At 32.3% G+C, this 4,463-nt stretch carries 4 protein-coding genes; 3 read left to right on the top strand and 1 reads right to left on the bottom strand.

Translation table 11 applies throughout. The features are described 5' to 3' along the window. Positions 1-240 precede the first annotated feature (240 nt). The 3 genes from IJI80_RS02135 (at position 241) to glmM (ending at position 3,886) form a co-directional block, all read left to right on the top strand. On the top strand, positions 241-939 hold the full coding sequence (locus IJI80_RS02135) for a TIGR00297 family protein (RefSeq protein ID WP_292787212.1): 699 nt from the start codon (positions 241-243) through the stop codon (positions 937-939). A gap of 341 nt (positions 940-1,280) precedes the next feature. Continuing rightward, entirely contained in the window at positions 1,281-2,519 is a 1,239-nt protein-coding gene (locus tag IJI80_RS02130; RefSeq protein WP_292787210.1) for a 2,3-bisphosphoglycerate-independent phosphoglycerate mutase, read from the top strand. A 20-nt stretch (positions 2,520-2,539) separates the two neighbouring features. Continuing rightward, positions 2,540-3,886, top strand: a complete 1,347-nt coding sequence (glmM, locus tag IJI80_RS02125) for a phosphoglucosamine mutase (RefSeq protein ID WP_292787207.1) — start codon at positions 2,540-2,542, stop codon at positions 3,884-3,886. Between the two features lie 180 nt (positions 3,887-4,066). Here the strand turns inward: glmM and IJI80_RS02120 are convergent, their stop codons facing one another. After that, on the bottom strand, positions 4,067-4,228 hold the full coding sequence (locus IJI80_RS02120; protein WP_074798578.1) for a rubredoxin: 162 nt from the start codon (positions 4,226-4,228) through the stop codon (positions 4,067-4,069). Positions 4,229-4,463: the final 235 nt, after the last annotated feature.

The raw sequence follows: 4,463 nt of genomic DNA, 5'->3' as shown, positions 1-4,463 counted from the left end.
ACATAATCTTTAACTAATTTTATCAAATTTTTATTTAAATTAACTAATTAAAAGCAAAAACTATTTAAATAAGTAAAAATATTTTATTAAATAAATAAAAACATTTAATAAAAATTAGAAACTAAATAATACTAAGAATAATTAAATTATGATTTTAAGTTAATTAGAATATTTATTCGAATGAAAATCATATCTAATTAATTATATTAATTTTGATAATTAGTTAATAGAAGTGATTCTATGCATGAAGCTTTTGTAATAAATTGGGGATATGTCATACTTCTCTTTATTTTAGGTGGAATAAGTTATAAACGAAAAAGCTTAGACTTGTTAGGTTCCCTTATAATGGTATTTATGGGAATTACAATCATCTTTTCAGCAGGAGTACCATGGTTCATCTTAATCGTATTGTTCTTCGGTTTAAGCATATTTGCTACTCGCTTTTCAAAACCATACAAACAGGAAATTGGACAATATGAAAAGACAAGAACTGCAAAGAATGTGATTTCAAATGGTTTAGTGGCTTTTCTAATGGCAGCATTTGGAAGCTATTACCTTCCTTTAGCAGGAGGATTCATTGGAGCAGTAGCTACTGCTACAGCAGATACATTAGCTAGTGAAATAGGAGTTCTTCAAGAGCCTCGTTTAATTACCACTTTTAAGAAAGTACCTGCAGGAACCGATGGTGCAATATCAATTTTAGGAACTTCCGCAGCAATTGTAGGTGCAGGAATTATCGGAATTGCTTCATTCCTATTAGGAATCCTTTCAGACCCTTTAATAGCTATTAAGATTTCAGTTATTTCAGGAACATTAGGTTGCTTTATTGACAGCATCCTTGGGGCAGTTCTTGAGAGAAGAAACTACATAAACAACGAACATGTAAATTTACTTGCTACCATATGTGGAGCAATTATCGGTATCGTTTCTGTAATGTAACTCTTATTTTTTTATTTTACTTTTTAATAAATGATTTATAAAGTAATATTTAATAATCTACTTTTTTTATCAATCCTACTGAATATAAATAAAATTATAAACATTTTTTAAAGTTTATTTAATAAATATCCGAGAAATAAAAACAAATTTTATAAGCATATAAATTCATATATTTTATTAATAGTAATTATTATAAAATTTTAATAATACTTTTCAAATATGCAGATATTTTATTCAGCAAAAAATTAAAGATTAATTGAAAAATACATATATTTTTTAATAAAATAAATTATTTAATAAATAAATTATTTAAATTTAAATTTATTTTGATGGTGAAAAAAATGAAAGGAATGATATTGGTTATGGATGGGATGGCTGGCCGTCCTTTAAAAGAGCTTAACAATCAAACTACACTTCAAGCAGCTAAAACTCCAAATATGGATAAAATGGCAGAAAGAGGAATTACCGGATTAATGGATTCAATTGCACCGGGGATCATTCCAGGCAGTGACACAGCACACTTATCCATTTTAGGTTACAATCCTTATGAAGTATACACTGGAAGAGGCCCATTCGAAGCGGTTGGTGTTGGTGTAGATGTCATTCCTGGTGATATAGCATTCAGATGTAACTTTTCAACATCCGATGAAGATGGAATCATTACTGATAGGCGTGCTGGAAGAATTAGAGATGGAACCGATGAAATCATAGCAACCTTAAACACTATGAAACTTGAAGGCTATGAAGACATTGAGATTATCTTCAAGGAATCAACTGGACACAGAGCAGTTTTAGTGCTTAGAGGGGAAGGCTTGTCTGGAAAAGTAAGTGATGCAGATCCTAAAATTGAAGGAAACAAGCCTAAGATAGTTAAAGCTCTTGACGGAAGCCCAGAAGCAGAAAAAACTGCAGACATCCTAAACAAATTAGTGCCTAAATCTTATGAAATGACTAAAGACCATCCAGTAAATCTTAAAAGAATAGAAGAAGGTGAAGCACCTGCAAACATAATTATTCCTCGTGGTGCAGGAGAAGTTCCTGAAGTTGAATCAATAAATGACAAATATGAAGTTAATTCAGCATGTATTGCAGAAACTGGACTTATCATGGGAATTGGCCGTTTTGCAGGAATGGACATCATTGAAATGGAAGATGTGACTGGTGGAACCGATACAAACCTTGAAAATATCAGAGACACTATACTCGATCAAGTGAATAATAGCGAGCATGACTTCTTCTTAATTAATATTGACGGTGCTGATGAAGCAGGCCACGACGGAAATGCTGAAGAAAAAGTAAAATTCATCGAAAAGGTTGACCAAGTTGTTATGAGCGAACTCCTTAAGCTAGAGGACTGTTATATATTTTTAACTGCAGACCACTCCACACCTATTTCTGTTAAAAACCATTCAGGAGACCCTGTCCCTATTTTGATAAATGGACCAGAAGTCCGAGTGGATGATGTAACCGAATACAATGAATTTGCAGTGGCTAAAGGAGGCATGTGCAGAATCAGAGGCGCTGATGTAATGAATATCCTTACTGATTTAATGGGTTATGCACATAAATTCGGAGCTTAAAACATAATGAGGGGTAAAGCATGACAAATAAAAAGCTATTCGGAACTTCTGGAATAAGAGGGCTAATCGGTTCAGAAATTAATTCAGAACTAGCATTGAAAATAGGTAAATCACTTGCTAAATATTTGAATAACACTGGAAAAGTTGTGATTGGTTTTGATACTAGAACCACAAATAGAATGTTGGAACAGGCCATTACTGCAGGACTCATTGAACATGGAGTGGATGTTATCAAAATAGGAATGGTTCCAACACCTCTTGTAGGATATGCAACTTTAAAACTTGAAGGTGATGCTGGAATAATGCTTACTGCATCTCACAACCCATCTCAATACAATGGGATTAAACTTTGGAATAAAAATGGAATGGCTTACACTCCAGAACAGGAAGAAAAAATCGAAGAGATTTATTATAATGAAGACTTCGGTAAAGTGGAATGGGATAAAATCGGAATTATAAGCCATAACGATGAAATTAAAAAACAGTACATTGATGATTTATTGAAAATTGTAGATATCAAACCTGGACTTAAAGTGGTTATTGACTGTGCATGCGGTGCAGGATCCGAACTTTCTCCACTTATATTCAGAAAAGCAGGATGTGAAGTCATTACCTTAAACTCACAAGTCGATGGATTTTTCCCTGGAAGGAACCCTGAACCAAATGAAGCAAACCTTTCAAGCCTTATGAAAGCGGTTGTAGCAACTGAATCAGACCTTGGAATTGCTCATGATGGTGATGCAGACAGAATGATTACCGTTGATGAACAGGGAAGAGTTTCAGAGTTCGATAAGCTTTTAGCACTCGTTTCAAAGAAATTCGGCGGAACTGTTGTAACCACTGTCGATGCAGGATTATGCATGGATGAGGCAATGGAAGAGGTTGGAGGAAAAGTTCTCAGAACCAAAGTGGGAGACGTCAATGTTGCTGAAGTTATGATTGAGGAAAATGCGAGCTTCGGTGGAGAGCCTTCAGGTACCTGGTTGCATCCAGACTTCTGCATGTGTCCAGATGGAATATTGTCTGGTCTTAGAATGGCAGAAATTGTTTCCAAAGAAGGAAAATTATCCGAACTTCTTGAAAAATTCCATCAATACCCTCATATGAGAGAAAAGGTAATCTGTTCAAAAGAAGAGAAATTCAAAGTTATGGAAAACATGGAAGATCTCTTAAAGGATGCCTTTGATGACATTAAGGATATCAATACCATTGATGGAATCAGATTAAGTTTCAACGATGGAAGCTGGGTTTTAGTAAGGCCTTCAGGTACTGAAGACTATGTAAGAATAACTTTAGAGGCTAAAACTGAAGAAAAGGCCGAATACATTAGAGACACTTGCACTAAAATCATTAAAGAGAATATTTAATTATTCTCTAAACTTTTTTTATGAAGCAAATATTAGTTTTAATAAATACGAATTAAATTTTTTATTGAAAATTGCAAAATAGAGAATAATGATAAAAATAATTATTGAAAAATAGTAAAAAAAGAAAAAAAGAAAAAGTTTTATTCAAACTTTTTTAAAAGTTTGGAATCAATTGAAAACTTATTCGTCTTCAGTGATAATTCCTTCAATACCTGCAGCACATTGAGGGCATACCCAGTCATCTGGGAAGTCTTCGATAGGTCCTGCTGGTACTTTGTAAGTTTCATCTCCAGTTTCAGAGTCCCAAGTGTATTCACAATGCATACATACATATTTTACCATATAATCACCTTTTTAAAATTTAATTAATAAATAATTAGTTAATTAACTATAATTCTAATATGTACAAACTTATATAAAAAACTTTATTAATGAATATGATTCTAAATTATGCGAACATCTTTTATAGTTCAATTCTTCAATAAAAATTATATAAAATATAAAATATTTTAAATAATTATTTAAATGAATAAAAAGTAATATAAAAATAAGGTATCTATTATTGATTTAAAATATT

Source organism: Methanobrevibacter sp., assembly GCF_017432245.1.
Classification (GTDB): Archaea; Methanobacteriota; Methanobacteria; order Methanobacteriales; family Methanobacteriaceae; genus Methanobrevibacter.
Note: the sequence above shows the minus strand (reverse complement) of the source record. Positions and strands in the feature narration are given on the sequence as shown.